Genomic DNA, 16322 nt, shown 5'->3' on the forward strand with positions numbered 1-16322 from the left:
GAGCGATTCTTTTCAAGATCTCAAATATTATCTCCTAATCTCTATGGAATAATTTAATTAATCAAAAATTAACATTGTTTAACATTTTTTGGCATCGCTTCTGCATTTTCCTCGGGCATGGAAACTACACAAAAAACAAGGTCACCCAGTGACAGCCAAAAAATAGTTCAAAAACTTCATAAAGAGCTGCTGGAAGGAGTAAAGCGCGGCGAATTTTACGGGGTCGATCAAAAAATAAAAATTTTGCAGCGCAGTATTTCAATTTCTACCCGCATCTAAAAAAGGGGGAAGTGATGAATATCATCAATTTCAATCAGATCTTGATGGGAAGAGCTTATACAGCCACCTTTCCAAACCTCTGCACAAATTCAATTTCAAATGAGCTGAGTCCAAATTATGCTCAGATCCTTTCTAGAAACTTTGCCAGAAGCTTTACCAAACGCCTTGAAAATCTTTTACAAAGTGGACAAGCACAGCCTTCCTCTGCTGCCACACAAAACCAAGTGACTCAAGGAGTTCAAGGTATTCAAGGAGAACAAGGCTTTGTCGCCCAGGTCAACAACGAGCTGCAGCAGCAAATTTATACCCCAAATGTGGAAGAGCAAAAAAAGTTGAATGACATCAATGCCGACCGGGCCAAAGACGGCAAGCCTCCCATCAATTTTCAGCAAGTCACCCGTGAAATTGAAAACATCATGAATGATCCCAACCTGGATGAAGGGAAGAAAAAGGATCTCGTTGGAAAAATAAAGGATCGTTTGGGCCTTGGGAAAGGCGATATGAAGTTTTTATTTACCAAGCGCTTGGCAAAACTTCATGAACAAGCAGCTGATAAATTAAATACCCGTTTAGAAAGTTTGGAAAAAAATGCAAAAGAGATGGAAAGACTCTACGGCAAGAATAGTCCTCAAGCCTTGCAAGCCAATCAGGCCCTGGAAACCTCCAAAAGTGTTTTAGAACCCCAAAAACAGCAATGGGAGGCCAAGGCAAACTCTTACAGTAAAATGTTCCCTAGTTTTTGGAGTAAACTGGGAGGGGCATTTAAAAAAGTGGTCTCTGCTGTCACCAAAGTGGTCAATGCAGTCGCGCCCATTTTAAAGATGATCCCCGGCATTGGAACGATTGCTTCCCTAGGTTTGGCGGCCATCAACGGGCTCAACAGTATCGTCCATGGAGATTGGAAAGGTTTTCTGAAAAATGTGGCCTCAAATCTCGCAAGCGCTGTTCCTGCCTTGGGATCTGCAGTTCAGATGGGCATGAATGCCTTCAACACCGTAAAATCCTTTGCAAAAGGGAATATCATGGGGGGCCTCGGCGGGCTCATGAATTTCACTGGGGCACTCCCTGAAAAAGTGGGGGACATTCTCAACAAAGGCTGGTCTGCCTTTGGAAGCATTTACTCGGCGGCCAAAGGAAATTTTATGCCCCTCTTCAATACGGCCCTCAACTTTGCTCCTCAAATTCCTGGTGTTCAAAAGCTGCAAGAGACTTGGAATAATCTCCAGCAAAAAATACCTGTCCCGCTTAACCAAGGAATACAATGGCTTTCGAGTTGCTTTCCCTTCTAAAAAATTTCACTCGGTGAGTTATAACCGATGTGGAAGGCGCAGTGAGAGCCTTGTCCTGATTAGGGATGAGGCTCTCCTGTTTTTGGCGTTTCATTTTCAAACCCCAAAAACACTCAAGCGTCCGAAATTCGAACTGGAAAAAAACGACTTAAAGAACATCAAAATATAACCCACTAAAAAGACAAAGTTTTTTTTCAAAAAAAACACAGGACGAGTTGGCATCTTCTTGGCATTTACAAGAAAGCGTAAACATCAACAAATTTAAAAAGGAGCCTAAAATGATTTCATTAGCCAACCGAGACGGAAGCCAAAACCTCTACAACGATTTAAGTTCAGGCGAGGCCATTCAAGAATTGAAAGACAAACACGACTTTTCAACCAAGATGCTGCATCCTCTGATTAGTGGAGAAGAAATGATGCAGACTATCTTTAAGGGGATTAGCGATTCCGACAACCATGCCGCTAGCAGCGAATACATCGACCTTAAAAAGTTTACGACAGACAACAACTACAGAATGACCCCCGAAGCTAGAAACGAATTCAACATTTATGAACGTTATGTACGGAATGCTCAATCTCAGGGCAGAACAGGACTCAATCCCTTTGAAATGAAAGGCATGTACATGGAGATGAAAAATGCAAATGTGAATTTCACAACTCCAGCTTCTTTTGATAGCCCTGCTTTCAACCAGATTGCAGGAAGCACACTCCCTCAATACAACGTCATCGGCATGAATACTCCCATTGTTCCCAGTAATAATGGTTATGTGCCTTCTTTTCCTGGAACAAATTTTGTGGGACAAACTCCCAGCTGGGCTCCCACGGCAGGAATCGCTGCCAATGAAACGGCCAAGGTATGGGGTGACCCTCATTTTGTAGATCCCGATGGTGGACACTTTGATGTTCAGGGTGAAGCCGGAAAAACCTACAACATGCTGGACGATAACAATTTGAATTTTAATGCCCGTTTTGATGATGCCGGCAAGGGCACAACGGTGATTGGACAAACAGGGATTACCTTGCAAGGCTGGCGTGGCACTTCCCAGATTCAATTTTCAAAAGAAGGAACAGCTTCGATCAATGGGCAAATCCTCCAACCCGGTGCTATGGAAACTCTGGCAGATGGAGGTCATGCCCTTCTCTCTGAAGATGGAAAAACACTCACCCTCAAAACAGGTGAAGGCTATACCATCACCCAACGTTTAGTGGATGGACGCATTGATGCTGACGTTAAAAGTCCTGCTGAAGGCATAGACACAGATGGCCGTATGCCTGGAGGTTTACTAGGTCAAACTTTTGATGCGGATAATGTGGCCCGTAATTCCAGTGGGCATCAAGGAGAAGGAGCTATCGCGGGAACAGTCGGTGACTACGAAGTTCCAGGAGGGGTATTTGGATTTGCAAATTCAAACAACATTGCCAGCTATCCTAATCTGGTCAATCCTTACCCCCCCACCTATTCGAATTTTCCTGTGGCAAGCGCTCAAGCGCCTATGAGCATACCCACTTATACCCCTGCCTTCACAGCCTCTTCTTTGGCCTCTGTGATTCCCCAAGTTATGCCTCAAGCCATCCCTCAAAGCGATCAAAGTCTGGATTTTATGCTTTCTCAAACTCAACGCGGTGAACAACAGGCAAGCCTCAACGACAGCAATAGTCAGACAGATAAAATCTTGCAGCAGCTTCTGGTCGCACTGAAAACTGGAAACATCGATGTAGCAATGCTGCTTTTCTCCGACTTAGAAAGCAAACAATCCACTCAAATGACCGGCATGCTCACTCAACAATTAGTGCAACTCCAACAATCACGTAAACAAATGATGATGCAAATGAATCAGAATCAAAACCAGACAGCAGGTCAAAATGGAGTAAATCCACAATCTAACACCGCAGCACTTCAAGCAAATGTTCAAGAAGTAAATGACAGTATTCAAATGTTGACCAGCTTTATTAAAGATATCAGCGAACAGAAAAATCGTGTGGCAGAATTTGCAAACAACTATCTTTCCACTGAACATCAGACCAGCATGGACATCGTTCGGGGAATGAGATAACATAAGAGGAGATATAAAAAAAGAAGGCCTTCCGCTCTCGAACTCGGAAGGCCTTCTTTTTTTTGGAGAAGAAAACTAGTTTTGACAAGCATCACTTCTTTTTGCTACAAACTCAAACCGCATTCAACCTAGGAGAAAATATGGCTCGCGTAACCGTAGAAGACTGTTTAGAAAATGTTGATAACCGTTTTGGTTTAGTTCACCTGACCGCCCGTCGCGTCAGACAAATTGTAAAAGGCTCCGAAGTTCTCGTTGACTGTGACAACAAAGATATCGTCACGGCCTTACGCGAAATAGCGGAAGGATATGTACGAGTAGACTCGGACACCCTTCCTCAAAACATCGACGAATAGACCTAGTCCGTAAGGGTGTTGGTATGGGAAGTCAGCCAATTTTCTAAATACTGCTGCTGAATCCTCCATTGCCCACCCACCTTAAAAGCAGGAAGATTTTTGCTTTTGATCAACCTATAGATGGTCATCTCATGCAAACTTAGCCTATTGGCCACTTCCTTAATGCTTAGGAACTCTTTCCGACTTTGGTCCACTACAAAATCCGCCATCTTATCCATAAAGAACCTCCCTTGTGTACCCTGTTTATGAAGCAAGAGATATACCAATTTTAGCCATTTTTGCGTTTTCTACTAAAATCAATATATTTTAAATAGTTACACATCTTAATCGGACTGTACTTTCCAAACATTTTTTGAATAAAAGGCATTTTTTACCCACATTGCTGACATTTTTTTGACTCGAGCCCACTTCCCTGGACAAACAAGACTATTCTCTCCCGGCCCCTCTGAAGAGGGGTGATTATTTTTTACCTCCCCTCTTTTTGACAGGGAAGAAAATGCGAGAGCATTTTCGGGAGTTCACATTATTCAACGCATTCCATTTTTCCTACACTCGTTCGATTCCCATACGCTCCATTTTTTCACAAATTCAATAACCCCTCATTTTTCATCAACTCTTTCTTTTCAGCAAACAAGCACAGTTCCTGCTTTGTAACTAAGCATGGAAACTCAACTCTCTTTTAAAGACCGTGCCAAGCAAGCCTTCTATTTTTATGCCGGGATAGGGCAAGGAGTTGTAGACACCGCCAAAGGCCTAGCCAAGCTCTCTCTGCTCCCCGCCACACAAGGCTTGGATGCCTTGGGAAAAGCGGCCGATTTTATTTCTCATCCTCAAGAAAAAGCAGAAGCCGCTTATCAGGAAGCAAAGCAGGGGTACAAGGATCTGCAAAGGCTTTGGAGTCAGCCCAAAGAAGAGATTTCAAAAGGGACAGAAAAACTGGGCAACGCTGTTCAGCACGAGTGGAACGAATTCACAAAGCCTTTTGAAAGTAGTGACCCCAATGTGAGGGCCAAGGCTTGGGGCGAGACAACTTTTAACGTTGCGTCCTTATTTTATGGTGCGGGGGAATTGAAAGGTGCAAGCGTTGCCACAAAAGAACTTTCTGTCTTTAGCAAGGCAGAAATTGCGGAATCGAAAATTGTTTCTCAATTAGCAGAAACGGGCGCTGAGATCGCCTCACCTTCTTCAGCTGCAAGCAGCACCTTACAAGCTTCAGTTCAGTTGTATGAAAGAATTCCAGCGGGTTTTAACAACAGCAAAGAATTTGAAGAATTTGGAAATCTTTTTAGAGAAGGCCTCCAAAAAAGTGCTGACCCTGAAGCAATTGGAGTGTTAAGAGGGAGTTCGGTCACTGGGGTGAAACATAAAAATGGTTTACCCTTTGATACGGGAAAGAGGAGTGATTTGGATTTGACGGTGGTGAGTCCGAAGTTGCTCAAAAGGGCTGAGGAAATGGGAGTGAAATTGAGGGAGGGGAAAACTAGGACTGGGCCTTTGGATCCAGATTTTTTTAGACAAAAACAAATTCTAAAAAAATTAAACCTATTTGACAGCATTCAATCATTGCGAAGCTTTTCTAATAGAGATGTAAGCCTTATGATATACGACAGTGAAGCTTCCGTTGCAGGCAGAGGCGAGTATATAAAATTTGGAGATAAGAAATGAAAAATTCTCTGGTCTACGGTCACAACTCGAAAGATCAAGTTGAAGTAAAACAAATGCTAGAGCCCATTTTAGACCTTCAATTTGCGGAACACGAAACAGCGGATGAACAACCTTATTACTTTGCTGGTCAAATTTCGGGAGAGAGATTTTGCATTTATCTTAATTATAATGACTCTGATAATTACTGGAACTATCCCGAACATCAACAATATAAAATACTGTTATTAATTAATGAAACTACTCGAGCAGTACCCCTCCAAAAAATGCTCGCCGAAAAAATCCCTGAGCTCGTTTTGTTGGAAGTTTATGAAGAGTGTTGAATATTTCATCCTCGATTTTTACGCTCCCTCTCTTCGCTTGGGGATTGAATTGGAAAATATAGCACTCCGTCCCCGGGTGGACGAAGCTATCTTCAAACAAAAATAAAATCTAACTTATTGATTTTTAACGAGATATATACAGATTGAATTAGGGAACCGCTGCCCTATCCCCTGAGCTACGGAGGCGAAAATAATTAGGCGTACTGCAGGAGAGAAAAAATTTCTTTTCCTTTCAAATTATCCCTTCCCTTTAAAAAGCCCAACTCAATGACAAAGGCCACCTCTAAAAGCTTGCCCCCCATTTTTTGAATGAGCTCGCAAGACGCATTGGCGGTGCCCCCTGTGGCGAGCACGTCATCCATTAACAATACCTGGTCACCAGGTAAAATCGAATCTTTATGAATTTCAATATGATCTTTTCCATATTCTAAAGAATAGCCTTGCTTGATGGTTTCTGCCGGAAGTTTTCCATTTTTGCGGATGAGCACCACGCCGGTGTTCAGGGCATAGGCCAAAGCCGAGGCGAAGATGAATCCTCGAGACTCCACACCCACAATCGCCTTCAGTTTTTGATTTTTATAGCGCTCTACAAAAGAATCAATCACTTGCTTGAAGGCCTCTGCATTTGCCAGCAGCGGGGTGATATCTTTAAAGAGGATCCCTGGTTTTGGGAAGTTAGGAACGTCGCGAATAATTTTCTTTAAATCGATCATGGGGGGCATCCTTTCTGTGGGATTAGGAGAGCTTCTCCTAGCTGAAGCCAATAATTTCGCAAGACAAAAAACTTTTGCGCCTCATTTCAGCGATCCGGCAAAAAATCGAGGGGGTCCATAGGCGTGGATTCATAACGAATTTCAAAATGAAGATGAAAACCCGTGGCATGGCCCGTCTTTCCTACTTCGCCTATCACCTGGGCTTGTTTTACCTGATCGCCTTCCTTGACTTTCATTTTTGAGCAATGGGCGTACGCAGTAAAATAATTATTGGGATGTTTGATTAAAATCAGATTCCCATAGCCCTGAAATACAGCAGCAAACACCACCTCTCCCGCAGCCGCGGCTTTAAAGGGAGTGCCTTCCGGTGAACGAATATCAATGCCATCGTGCATATGACCACTACGATTTCCAAAGGGAGAACTCACTTCCGCTTCCAAAGGCCAAATGAAATATCCGGACAAGACCTTGCCTTTTTTACCTTTACGATTGGGAGCAGCTATTTTAGCTTTGTCTGCTTTTTTACCGGAACTTTTTTTGGAGTAACCTGCATTTTTTTTGAAGATGCTGGCAAAGTCGGAGCAGGCGCTCAGAGTGAGGCTAAAAAAGAGGAGGAGGATAAAAGATTTGATTAGAGGGTGTTTCTGCAGAAATACCTCGAAAATTAATAAGCAAAATTTCCCACCATTTTTACAAATCGACATTCTTCGATCATCTGTTTTTTTAAGTGCCCCTTTTCTTTTTTGATATAAACCAAAAATTGTTTCCCCTGGTGGGCAATCGGCATCACCAGACGTCCTCCTTCGCAAAGTTGCTGTACTAAAGGCTCAGGGACTTCGGGAGAAACTGCCGCTGCGACAATCGCAGCAAAAGGGCCTTTTTCAGGCCAACCCAAAGAGCCATCTCCTAATTTTAAAATAATATTTTGCAGGCCCAGTTCTTTGAGATGCTTGCGGGCCTTGAGTAACAAGGGGCTTAAGCGTTCTATCGAATAGATTTGATCGGCGAGTTGGGAGAGGACTGCACTTTGATAACCACAGCCGGTGCCTATCTCTAAAATCTTCTCATTGCCCTGGAGTTCCAGGGCTTGGGCCAGCAAAGCCACGGTATAAGGTTGAGAGATGGTTTGTCCCCATCCGATATTCAGGGGGGAATCGCTATAAGCCTGGCTCACCAGGGCTTCTTCCACAAAGCGATGTCTGGGAATTTTTGCCATCACTTCTAACACTCGTTCATTGTGGATATTTCGGGATATTAATTGTTCTTCCAGCATCTTACGGCGAGCAACCGCATATTCGTGACTAAAGGAATGAAGGGAGTGCCTAGATTTTCCAGTTTTTAAATTCTTTAATAGCCGCATGATCGGTCATGTCGATCTGGAGTGGAGTAATTGTAATTTTATTTTCGTGAATTGCATTGCAATCAGATCCTGGAATATTCACGAAACCACTTTGATCGCCCCCCACCCAATAATAGGGCCTACCCCGTGGATCCAGCTTTTCAATGAGTGCTTCTCCGTAATTTCTCTTCCCCAGTTTTACCCATTCAAAACCGTTTATTTCTTTTTCATGAACATTGGGGACATTCACATTGAGCACCATTCCCCGAGGCAAACCCTCTTTTAAGACTTTTTTGGCCAACTTTACCGCAAAACGGGCGGCAGGGTTAAAGAGAAAACGCTTCCCAAATATTTGCGATATAGCGATCGCAGGCACGCCCATCAAACAGGCTTCAACCGCGGCAGAAACCGTACCTGAATAATGAACATCATCCGCCATGTTTGCCCCCTTGTTAATTCCTGAGACCACAAGATCGGGTTTCTTTTTCAAGAGAACATTGATTCCCAAATTGACACTATCGGTAGGAGTTCCGTCAACCGCATAAACCTGTGGAGAAATTTTTTGAATACGCAGAGGCCTATGAATGGTCAAAGAATGGGAGGCCGCACTGCGTTCACGATCGGGTGCAACGATCCAGACTTCGCCTATTTGCTTCAGCGCTTTGGCCAAGGCGCGAATCCCTGGGGAATAAACCCCATCATCGTTGGAGACTAAAATAAGCATAACAAAAAAGGGAATAGGTTCAAAACCTACTCCCAACAAATTAATCGGGGCGACTGGATTTGAACCAGCGACGGTTTTCACAGGGGCTCGCGTCGCCCCTCACTCGGCAAAGCCTCGTGAGCCTCCCCTCTCGCTCACCTTGTTCGCTATTTACTAATCGGGGCGACTGGATTTGAACCAGCGACCACTCCCACCCCAAAGGAGTGCGCTACCAGGCTGCGCTACGCCCCGAAAAACTACTGTATCATCTCCAGCATCTGATTTAACTCTGTCTTGAGCTTTACAAAGAAATCCTTGTTTTCAGGGGCAGCAAAAAGAGGCATTTGCTTTGCTTCTTCTTCAGGAACCACCATCCCTCGCTCAATGTCTTTCAAACGCTTTCTCGCTCCACTGATGGTAAACTTTTCTTTGTAGAGCAACTCTTTTATCTTAAAAACAGTTTCCACCTCTTTGCGCTTGTATAAACGCTGATTCGTCTGACTCTTCCCTGGCCTGATTTCCGGAAACTCAGTCTCCCAATAGCGAAGGACATAAGGCTTAACACCTACCAGTTTTGCCACTTCACCAATCTTGAAATAGAGTTTATCGGGAATTTGAACTTGAGTATTTTCAATCACCATAGAGGACTAGTTGCTAATTACCAGTTCCCAGTTATCAGTGGCTAAGCGCTCCCACCAAGCTCCACACACTAATAACTAATAACTGCTCACTAGTAACTACTTGTTGAGTGCTGCTTTCAGCACCTGGCTAGGGCGGAAAGTCAATACCTTCCTTGCCGAAATTTCTATTTCTTCACCCGTCTGAGGATTTCTACCTACCCTCGGACGTTTTGCTCTCACCACAAAATTTCCAAAACCAGAAATTTTAATTTTCTCACCCTTTTCCAAAGTTTCTTTCATCCCATCAAAGACCAACTCCACGATATCCGCAGATTCTTTTTTTGAAAATCCTATTTTCTCATAAATGGCTTCTACGATATCGGCTTTGGTCATGGTCCCTTCGGGGACTCTTTCTTCTTGTTCCATAATCATCTCCATTCCAAGGGTAAAAGGGCAAGCAGTTTTCTTACTGCTTTGTTGTGAATTTCATTCACTTCTTCATCGGTTAAGGTGCGTTCTTCATTTTGATAATACAAATGATAAGTCAACGCTTTTTTTCCTTCGGGGATAGGCGCTTTGTCGAAATAAGACACCAGATTCGCTTCCTTTAAGTACTCTATTTTTATTTGATCCATGGTTTCCAAAAGCTTGTCCGATCTTAATTCCAAAGGAGCCTGCAGGGTTAGATCGCGCCCAATCCCAGGAAAGCGGGAAAGCTTTTTAAAGCCCACGGATGCTATTGGAAATCCCAGCATTTTTTCAAAATCCAGCTCGGCCAGAGATACGGCCTCATTCAAAGAAAATGCCTCCGCCACTTGAGGATGCAGCTCCCCAAACACTCCAAACATCTGTCCTTTTACAAACAATTCTGCGGATTTCCCAGGGTGAAAACTCCCACGCCTGCTTGTTTCTAGGGTGAAGGCCGGCAAAGCCAGAGAAGTCCAGAGGGCTTCAACAAATCCTTTCAGATCATAAAAATCCATTTTCTGTCGGCTTCCTCGCCAATGAGCTTCCCGCTTATTCCCCGACACTAATAGGGCCAAAGAAAGTCTCTCTTCCACTTCTCCCTGACTATTTTTTTGATATATTTTACGAAGTTCAAAAAAACGAAGATCAGAATTTGAAAAAGAAAAATTCTTTTTTGCCGAAGCAAGCAGACTGGGAATCAAAGAAGGGCGCAGCGTAGAGAGTTCATCTGAAATTGGATTTTGCAGAGATAAAATATTGCTGCATTCAACAGCACTTTTTTGAATCTCCTGATGGGAAATAAAACTATAGTGGATCAGTTCGCTAAATCCCTGGGCGACCAGAAAATTTTTAGCGGCCGTCAGGCGAGGGGAGCTCATGTAATCTCTGCCCGCTTTGTAACCACTGACAGGCAAGGTTTCAGGAATTTTATCGTAGCCATAAAGACGCGCAATTTCTTCGATCAAATCAACTTCACGTTCCAAATCTTGTCGATAGCTTGGAATTTCACATTCCCAAACTTGAGAAGAAATTTTACAGGGAGAAAATTCCAGGGCATTTAAAATGGAAACGATACTTTCAGCAGGGATCTCCACTCCCAAAATTTTATCCAATCGCTCTTTGCGCAAACTTACTTTTCTAGATGCATAATTTTTGCTTCTTTTTTCAAGCGCCTGGGCAGAAGCTTTTCCCCCCGCCCAGGCCAAAATCAGTTCCACTAATCTTTCGGATGCAGCAGCCACGGACGCAGGATCTACCCCTCGCTCAAAGCGATAACTCGATTCGGAAGCAAGGCTCAAACGCTTAGAAGAACTGCGGAGGGTCGCTGGATCAAAATAGGCGGCTTCCAAAAGCAGATTTTTGCTTTGCTCACTCACCCCAGAATTTTGACCGCCCATGATTCCCGCAATGGCCAAGGGTTTCGAGCTGTCGCAAATGACCAAATCCTTTTGAGTCAACTCAGGAATTGACCCATCTAAGCTCGTTATTTTTCCTAAAGAAGGATTCCATTTTTGTACGCAGATTTTGCCCCCTTCAATTTTGTCCAAATCAAAGACATGCAGAGGCTGACCTCGTTCGATGAGGACATAGTTGCTCGCATCTACTATATTATTAATGGATCTTAGACCTACCCATTCGAGACGCTTCTGAACCCACAGGGGAGAGGCGGCAACCGTCACATCCAAGAGGACACGCCCAATATAAAGAGGACAGGTATCGTCTTTCAGTTCAATCTGGATGCGACTTTCACTGCTAAAATCAGCCACAGGAAATTTTGGATTATTTTTCTTTAAGGTCTTTCCCGTCAAGGCAGCAATTTCTCTGGCAATGCCTAAAATAGAAAGGCAATCGGCACGATTGGGAGTAACATTAATTTCAAACACTACATCCGAAAGGGGTAGTTGTTTCTTTAATGCAATTCCAGGCCTTAGATTTTGAGGGAGAATCAACAGACCCGAAGCAGTTTCCGCCAAACCCAGTTCGGTTTCCGAACACAACATCCCTGCACTCACGACCCCGCGAATCTTTCCGGCCTCAATTTTTTTACCATCAGGAAGGACAGTTCCCGGTAAGGCCAGAGGGACTAAGTCTCCCTCTTTCATATTCTTAGCGCCACACACAATCGTGCGAATTTCTTCCCCCAAACTCACTTCACACAAAGCAAGCCGATCGGCACCCGGATGTTTTTCAATTTTTAAAATTTTAACAACAACGACAGTTTCCGGAAAATTCCCTACTTCCTGAATCCCCTCTACTTCAAGGCCGGCATAGGTAAGCCGCGACGCTAAATCCTTGGCGCTCAGATCAATCTCGACAAATTCTTTTAGCCAGTTGAGGGTGACTTTCATAAGTTACTTCAAGGAAGCTCTCCCTCCCTTGAGGGGACTTTTCAAAATTGTTTCAAAAACCTCACATCGCTTTCAAAAAAAGCTCTCAGATCATCAATGCCAAATTTCAGCATGGCAATGCGTTCTACGCCCATTCCAAAGGCAAACCCGCTATATTTTTCACTGTCGTATTTCACATGAGAAAACACGACGGGATCCACCATGCCGCAACCTAAAATTTCAATCCAACCCGTGTTTTTACAAACTCGGCAACCGGAACCTTTACAAAGAACACAAGAAATATCCACTTCTGCGGAGGGTTCGGTGAAGGGGAAAAAACTGGGTCTGAATTGCAATTTCACCTCCTCGCCAAACATCTCTTTCAAGAAAAGTTTCAAGAGGCCTTTTAAATCGGAAAAATGAATCTGTTCATCCACCACCAAACCCTCTACCTGGTGAAACATGGGCGTGTGCGACAAATCGGAATCACGGCGATAAACCACGCCGGGCGCTATCATACGGATGGGAGGCTGCGTTTTTTCCATCACCCGAATTTGAACCGGAGAAGTATGAGTACGCAAAAGCAAATTTGACGAAGCAGAATTTTCGGCTCCGCCAAAATTCTGCGCGGGGGTTTGCCCCAAATAAAACGTATCTTGCATGTCTCTTGCGGGATGATTGGGAGGAAGTCCCAAGGCCTCAAAATTATAAAAATCGTTTTCCACTTCGGGCCCGCCAAAAACATCAAAGCCCAGACGCATGAAAAAATCGGAGATCTGTTTCAGGATAATACTGACTGGATGAAAGCTGCCTTGAGCGATAGGAGTTCCCGGAAGACTGATGTCCAATTTTTCCTTTTCCAGACTCTCGGCCAAGGCCTGTTGTTTTTTAAACAACAAGAGCAGCCCAATTTTTTCCTCCAAGGCCTTCTTGAATTCATTACTCGCCTGTCCAATTTGAGGCCGTAGAGCAGGATCCAGCAGTCCCACATCCTTGAGCAAATTGGTAAGCAGTCCCTTTTTGCCCAAATATTTTACCTTGAGGGAAAGGATTTCTTCTTCCGAATTCAAGGGAAGAAGTTCGGCAAAGGCAGATTGTTTGAGGTCAGAAATTTTTTGTAGCATGGAGGCACAAAAAAACAAAGAAGGGCAGCTTCTGAAAAGAGGCTACCCTTAATTCAATTTAATCTTTAACATTAAGCCAAAGCTGCCTTGACTCTCTCAATCAATTTACCAAATCCCAAGGCATCTTGAATGGCAATATCGGAAAGCACTTTACGATCGAGTAGAATGCTGGCCTTCTTTAATCCATTGATGAATTTGGAATAGCTGAGTCCCGCTTCTCGAACTGCCGCGTTAATACGCATAATCCAAATCGCACGAAAATCACGTTTTTTGAGACGGCGATCTTTGTAGGCATATTGCAAACCTTTATCGACCGCCTCCTGTGCCGTTCTAAACAACTTCGAACGTCCTCCACGATATCCACTAGCCTGTTTTAATACTTTTTTTCTTCTTCTTCTGGCTTTAAAGCCCCGCTTAGCCCTTGGCATAAAGATCCTTTCTTAATTTCCGTAAGGAAGTAAATCACGAATACGATTTTGATCGGCCTTCGCAAGTACCGTTGTACCCTTCGCCTGACGTTTTCGCTTTTTTGGTTTACTGGTTAAGATATGGCGTTTATTGGCTCTGCCAATCAAAACCTTACCCGTTTTGGTAATTTTAATTCTCTTCTTGGTTCCTTTTTTTGATTTTAACTTAGGCATGTTCCTTTTTCCCCTTTGGTGAAACGATCATGAACATATTTCTCCCCTCCATTTTGGGAGGGCTTTCCACTTGCACATGATCTTGAATCACAGCAAGCACACGTTTGAGCATTTCCCTACCTTTATCGGTATAGGCCATCTCTCTTCCACGAAAAGTCACTGTTACTTTGGCTTTGTCTCCCTCTTCGATAAAACGCAACACATGTTTCACTTTAAAATCGAAATCATGCTGATCGGTTGCCGGTCTCAGCTTAACCTCTTTGACATGAATGACCGTCTGATGCTTCTTGGCTTCCTGAATTTTCTTGGCTTGCTGATATTTATATTTACCGTAATCGATGATCTTACAAACCGGAGGATTCGAATTCGGCGACACCTCAACCAGATCCAATCCTTCATTCTCGGCAAGTTTCAAGGCCTCTGGAGTAATAAAAACCCCCAACTGAGATCCATCTGAACCAATTAAACGAACCTGAGGGGCACGAATACGGCGATTCACATTCACACGAGCTTCTTTTGAAATACAACACCTCCTGTTAGAATTTGCTGTTAGTCCCCTCCCCCCTGGAGGGGGAGGGTTAGGGAGAGGGGGACATCTAACGTACACTCGAGATCACCCTCTCCCTGGCCCTCTCCCCTCAAGGGAGAGGGGAAAGAGCGATCACTGTTTTAATTCCATCTGCTGACTTAACTCAAGCAAAAACTGCTCCAAATCCATCTGCCCCAAATCTCCCTTCACGCGAGATCTCACACTCAAGCGCTCCGCCTCTACTTCTTTGGCGCCCATCACAACCATATAGGGAATCTTCTGCATTTGCGATTCTCGAATCTTCAGACCTAATTTTTCAGATCGGGCATCCACCTCTACACGATAGCCTTTTTCCAAAAGTCTTTCTTTCACTTTTTCCGCATAAGCCACTTGATCGGCCGCAATGGGAATGAGATTCACTTGCACCGGTGCCAACCAGAGTGGAAATGCCCCTGCATATTGTTCGATTAAAATCCCGAAAAATCTCTCCAAAGAACCCATCAAGGCCCGATGAATCATAATCGGCTGATGCCTGTTTCCATCTTCACCCACATATTCAATTTTAAAACGATCGGGTAAATTAAAATCCACTTGAACCGTAGAACACTGCCACATACGCCCCAAAACATCTTTTACCTTCACATCGATTTTAGGCCCGTAAAAAACACCTTCGCCGGGGTCCACTTCGTACTTGAAACCCTTTTTCTCCAAGGCAGAGCGAAGCGATTCCGTGGCAATCTTCCAGTTTTCATCAGTGCCTACGTATTTATCAGGTTGGGTAGAAAGGAAGACCTCATACTCTTTAAACCCAAAGGTCTTCATAAAATAAACCACTAGGTCCAAAACATCGGAGACTTCTTTTTCAATCTGACTGGGGGTACAAAAAATATGGGCATCGTCTTGAGTAAAACCGCGCACCCGCATCAATCCGTGCAGAGTTCCACTGCGCTCAAAACGATAGACCGTACCCAGTTCTGCCATGCGTATGGGTAAATTTCGGTAGCTGTGGATGCGCGACTGAAAAATCATGATATGAAAAGGACAATTCATCGGCTTGATTTCATAGTCTTGTCCTTCCACCTCCATGGGCGAGTACATACTGTCTTTGTAAAAATCCACATGCCCGCTGGTGCGCCATACATCTAGCTTTGCCATGTGAGGTGTAAATACCAACTCATAGCCGCGTTGACGGTGTGTTGCACGCCAGAAATCTTCAATCACCCCGCGAATGCGCGCCCCTTTGGGATGCCACAAAATGAGACCTGGCCCCCGTTCTTCCAAAGTAGAAAATAAATCTAAAGCCACGCCTAACTTACGATGATCGCGCGCCTCCGCCTCTCGAAGCTTCTCCAGATAGGCTTCCAGATCTTCTTTCGTCGTAAAGGCCGTTCCGTAAATACGCTGTAGACGTGCATTTTTTTCATCCCCGCGCCAATAAGATCCCGAGCTTGTTAAAAGCTTAAAGGCCTTGAGTTCACTCGTTTTGCTGATGTGGGGGCCTCGGCATAAATCCACAAATTCACCATGCCGAAACAAGGAAATTTTTTCTTGAAGATCAAGACCTTCAATAATCTCCACCTTGTAATTCTCACCCATCTTCTGAAACAAGGCGATGGCCTCCTCGCGGCTCACTTCTTCTTTGGTAAACGATAAATTCGCATCCGCAATTTTTTGCATTTCTTTTTCGATGAGTTCCAGATCTTCGGTGGAAAAAGGCTTGGGAGAATCGAAATCGTAATAAAATCCGTTTTCGATGGTGGGGCCAATCGTAACTTTCACACCCTTAAAAAGCCGCTGCACCGCATCTGCCATAATGTGGGCGGCCGAATGGCGTAAAATTTCATTTGAATCGTTTTCTTTTCCTTCTCTGCATACCATAAAATCAATTTGCTCCAATT

The 16322-nt window shown here is 44.0% G+C and carries 19 protein-coding genes and 1 tRNA gene; 6 read left to right on the forward strand and 14 right to left on the reverse strand.

The genetic code is table 11. From position 1 onward, the window contains the following. The first annotated feature begins 117 nt into the window (after positions 1-117). The 4 genes from HQM15_01025 (at position 118) to HQM15_01040 (ending at position 3975) form a co-directional block, all read left to right on the forward strand. Positions 118-279 carry a hypothetical protein gene (locus tag HQM15_01025; GenBank protein MBF0491349.1) on the forward strand — a complete coding sequence of 54 codons (162 nt, stop codon included), beginning with the start codon at positions 118-120 and terminating at the stop codon, positions 277-279. Positions 280-293: 14 nt separating this feature from the next. Then, positions 294-1568: a hypothetical protein gene (locus HQM15_01030; protein MBF0491350.1), complete on the forward strand. Its 1275-nt coding sequence runs from the start codon at positions 294-296 to the stop codon at positions 1566-1568. A gap of 278 nt (positions 1569-1846) precedes the next feature. Continuing rightward, complete coding sequence (locus tag HQM15_01035; protein ID MBF0491351.1) at positions 1847-3622, forward strand: hypothetical protein; 1776 nt, start codon at positions 1847-1849, stop codon at positions 3620-3622. Positions 3623-3762: 140 nt separating this feature from the next. Next, positions 3763-3975 (forward strand): DNA-directed RNA polymerase subunit omega, encoded by a 213-nt coding sequence (locus HQM15_01040; GenBank protein MBF0491352.1) that lies wholly within the window; start codon positions 3763-3765, stop codon positions 3973-3975. 2 nt (positions 3976-3977) lie between these two features. Here HQM15_01040 and HQM15_01045 read toward each other — a convergent pair whose 3' ends face one another. Then, complete coding sequence (locus HQM15_01045; GenBank protein MBF0491353.1) at positions 3978-4184, reverse strand: helix-turn-helix domain-containing protein; 207 nt, start codon at positions 4182-4184, stop codon at positions 3978-3980. Between the two features lie 451 nt (positions 4185-4635). Between HQM15_01045 and HQM15_01050 the strand changes: the two genes are divergently transcribed. Further along, positions 4636-5640, forward strand: coding sequence for a hypothetical protein (locus HQM15_01050; protein ID MBF0491354.1), 1005 nt, complete (start codon positions 4636-4638; stop codon positions 5638-5640). After that, positions 5637-5960: a hypothetical protein gene (locus tag HQM15_01055; GenBank protein ID MBF0491355.1), complete on the forward strand. Its 324-nt coding sequence runs from the start codon at positions 5637-5639 to the stop codon at positions 5958-5960. The genes HQM15_01050 and HQM15_01055 overlap by 4 nt, the downstream gene beginning before the upstream one ends. Positions 5961-6154: 194 nt before the next feature. On the opposite strand, the gene HQM15_01060 is transcribed toward HQM15_01055, so the two are convergent. The 13 genes from HQM15_01060 to thrS all read right to left on the reverse strand — a co-directional run bounded on the left by HQM15_01060 (position 6155) and on the right by thrS (position 16302). Continuing rightward, complete coding sequence (locus HQM15_01060; GenBank protein MBF0491356.1) at positions 6155-6673, reverse strand: adenine phosphoribosyltransferase; 519 nt, start codon at positions 6671-6673, stop codon at positions 6155-6157. Positions 6674-6759: 86 nt separating this feature from the next. After that, positions 6760-7377 (reverse strand): M23 family metallopeptidase, encoded by a 618-nt coding sequence (locus HQM15_01065; GenBank protein MBF0491357.1) that lies wholly within the window; start codon positions 7375-7377, stop codon positions 6760-6762. Next, a complete protein-coding gene (locus HQM15_01070) occupies positions 7338-8033 on the reverse strand; it encodes a protein-L-isoaspartate(D-aspartate) O-methyltransferase (GenBank protein MBF0491358.1) in 696 nt (231 codons plus the stop codon). Before HQM15_01070 ends, HQM15_01065 begins: the two co-directional genes overlap by 40 nt. Continuing rightward, the gene (gene surE / locus HQM15_01075) at positions 7996-8736 is read right to left on the reverse strand and encodes a 5'/3'-nucleotidase SurE (protein ID MBF0491359.1); all 741 of its coding nucleotides are present in this window, start codon (positions 8734-8736) and stop codon (positions 7996-7998) included. Before surE ends, HQM15_01070 begins: the two co-directional genes overlap by 38 nt. Positions 8737-8893: 157 nt before the next feature. Beyond that, positions 8894-8967: transfer RNA gene (locus tag HQM15_01080), tRNA-Pro, on the reverse strand. 5 nt (positions 8968-8972) lie between these two features. Further along, the gene (locus HQM15_01085) at positions 8973-9356 is read right to left on the reverse strand and encodes a MerR family transcriptional regulator (protein MBF0491360.1); all 384 of its coding nucleotides are present in this window, start codon (positions 9354-9356) and stop codon (positions 8973-8975) included. A gap of 96 nt (positions 9357-9452) precedes the next feature. Continuing rightward, the gene (locus HQM15_01090; GenBank protein ID MBF0491361.1) at positions 9453-9728 is read right to left on the reverse strand and encodes an integration host factor subunit alpha; all 276 of its coding nucleotides are present in this window, start codon (positions 9726-9728) and stop codon (positions 9453-9455) included. A 35-nt stretch (positions 9729-9763) separates the two neighbouring features. Continuing rightward, a complete protein-coding gene (locus tag HQM15_01095; GenBank protein MBF0491362.1) occupies positions 9764-12151 on the reverse strand; it encodes a phenylalanine--tRNA ligase subunit beta in 2388 nt (795 codons plus the stop codon). A gap of 41 nt (positions 12152-12192) precedes the next feature. Further along, a complete protein-coding gene (gene pheS, locus HQM15_01100; GenBank protein MBF0491363.1) occupies positions 12193-13254 on the reverse strand; it encodes a phenylalanine--tRNA ligase subunit alpha in 1062 nt (353 codons plus the stop codon). A gap of 71 nt (positions 13255-13325) precedes the next feature. Beyond that, a complete protein-coding gene (gene rplT, locus HQM15_01105; GenBank protein MBF0491364.1) occupies positions 13326-13682 on the reverse strand; it encodes a 50S ribosomal protein L20 in 357 nt (118 codons plus the stop codon). Between the two features lie 12 nt (positions 13683-13694). After that, positions 13695-13895, reverse strand: coding sequence for a 50S ribosomal protein L35 (rpmI, locus tag HQM15_01110; GenBank protein ID MBF0491365.1), 201 nt, complete (start codon positions 13893-13895; stop codon positions 13695-13697). Continuing rightward, the gene (locus HQM15_01115; GenBank protein MBF0491366.1) at positions 13888-14418 is read right to left on the reverse strand and encodes a translation initiation factor IF-3; all 531 of its coding nucleotides are present in this window, start codon (positions 14416-14418) and stop codon (positions 13888-13890) included. The genes rpmI and HQM15_01115 overlap by 8 nt, the downstream gene beginning before the upstream one ends. 138 nt (positions 14419-14556) lie before the next feature. Beyond that, entirely contained in the window at positions 14557-16302 is a 1746-nt protein-coding gene (thrS, locus tag HQM15_01120) for a threonine--tRNA ligase (protein ID MBF0491367.1), read from the reverse strand. Between the last annotated feature and the right edge of the window lie 20 nt (positions 16303-16322).

This window comes from Deltaproteobacteria bacterium (assembly GCA_015233135.1).
Taxonomy (GTDB): Bacteria; UBA10199; UBA10199; order JADFYH01; family JADFYH01; genus JADFYH01.